This is a genomic window from Lewinella sp. W8, from assembly GCF_004375085.3.
In the GTDB taxonomy this organism is placed as follows: Bacteria; Bacteroidota; Bacteroidia; order Chitinophagales; family Saprospiraceae; genus Neolewinella.
This window is the reverse complement of record NZ_SNAQ03000047.1, coordinates 1-1725: the sequence shown is the minus strand read 5'-3', so window position 1 is coordinate 1725 and position 1725 is coordinate 1. Positions and strand designations below refer to the sequence as shown.

At 59.7% G+C, this 1725-nt stretch carries 1 pseudogene; it reads right to left on the bottom strand.

The features are described 5' to 3' along the window. Positions 1–1725: pseudogene (locus E1J53_RS24055) on the bottom strand (hypothetical protein); the annotation flags it as partial.

The following is a 1725-nucleotide window of genomic DNA, read 5'->3' as shown; positions in this document are numbered from 1 at the left end:
TCTCGTCCATGTTGTTATCACCCGTAAGCGTTACCTCAACGCCACCCATCACGTCGTCGTCCTGGGTAGTGATCAGACCAGAGAGCGAGCCACTGCTGCCCTCACACAGTCCGTCCTGGAAGGCCTGTACTTCGAGGACCACCGAACAGTAGTCGGCGTTGCCCGCATTGTCGATGGCGTACACCCGTACGCTCACGTCCTCTCCGAAGTCCTCACACGTCAGGTCAATGCCCAGACGGCCAACGACCGGTACAAAGCCCGCTTCGTTAGCTTCTTCTTCGGTGTAGATGCTGTACTTGTCGATCACGTTGCCGAAGCAATCCGTTACGTCGGAGGCGATGAAGTCCGTAGCCCAGATGGCCGCCATGCCGCCACCGTTACCGTCCGGCATCAGCGTGACCGTCAGCGTCTGGATACAGATCGGGGTCGGAGCCTTGTCCGGCGTCACGCAGAACTCGAGGATGTCCACGTCGAAGTTTCCACAACCGTCACCGGCGCGGATGCGCAGGGCGTGGTTACCGACCGGGATACCGCTCAGGCGAACGGTGTAGGTATCATCACCGTTGGCCACCACTTCGCTGGTCGTCAGGAAGCGCGTGCGCTCGAAGGACGTCGGTACTCCGGCGTAGTCCGCATCAAGCTCAACGCTGATGTCCACCTCAGAGCACTCGTCGAAGGCCTCGAAGGTCAGCGTTACCTCAGCAACACAGTTGTCGGGACCGATACCGGCGAAGCACTCCGCGGGCTCCATAACGTTAACCACCGGCTCAACTTCGTCGTAGATCTTGATGAACTGTACGTAGCGGAAGAAGCCACGGCTAGCATCCTGAGCGTACTCGTCGCTGTCGATGTTGTCATCGCCATTGTCGTCGTCGTCACCGTCGTTGTCGTCGCCGTTATCCAGCAGGATATCGAACTGCGGGAAGCCGGGGTTGTAGTTCAGGTCAGCGAACTTGCTCAACCAGGCGATGTCGTCAGCCGTCGTCGTCTGGCTAACACCAGGACGTACGTGCAGGTACATCAGCTCCGTTTCGGGGTTGCGGTCACCCTCGCGATCCCGGGGGATCAGGTAAGCCTGGCCGATGCTGTTGTACTCACACCAGTTGATGATGTCGTAAGTAACTTCCAGCTTGAAGCACTCCTCGGAAGCCGTACCCGTCGTGCGGAAGGTATCCACGCTGGGGTTGATCGTGATCAGGTCACAGGCACGCTCGTCGATGCCGATGCCGTCGTAGTCGGGAACTACGGCACAGTCAGCTTCCTCATCCGTGGGGAAGGTCAGCGTGTAGTCGTGGATGCCGTAGACCGTGATGCGCTGCGTACAAGCAGCAGCGTTGGTCAGGCCCTGGCCGTCAGTGGCCGTGAAGACACGGGTAAACTGGCCAACACCACAGCTGTTCACGTCACCGCTGATCGTCTGGGTGATCGTTACCTCACAGTTGTCAAGGCCGGTAGCCGCACCGAAGGCAGCGTCCAGCTCCTCGTCGGTAGCCTCATTGATGTCGGCGGGAAGTTCAGCGTTGTAGGCAATGCAGCTGATGTTGACCGGAGCCGGAGCAAAACAGACCGGGCGGGCCTTGTCTTCCACCAGTACTTCGAGCCAGCAGTAGTTGACGTTTCCGGCCTCGTCCGTGACGCGCAGACCAACCAGGACGTTGCCCAGGTCAGCACAGGTCAGCAGCAGCTCGTCGGTGTACACCGCGCCGGGCAGCAGTTCGTAGGTGC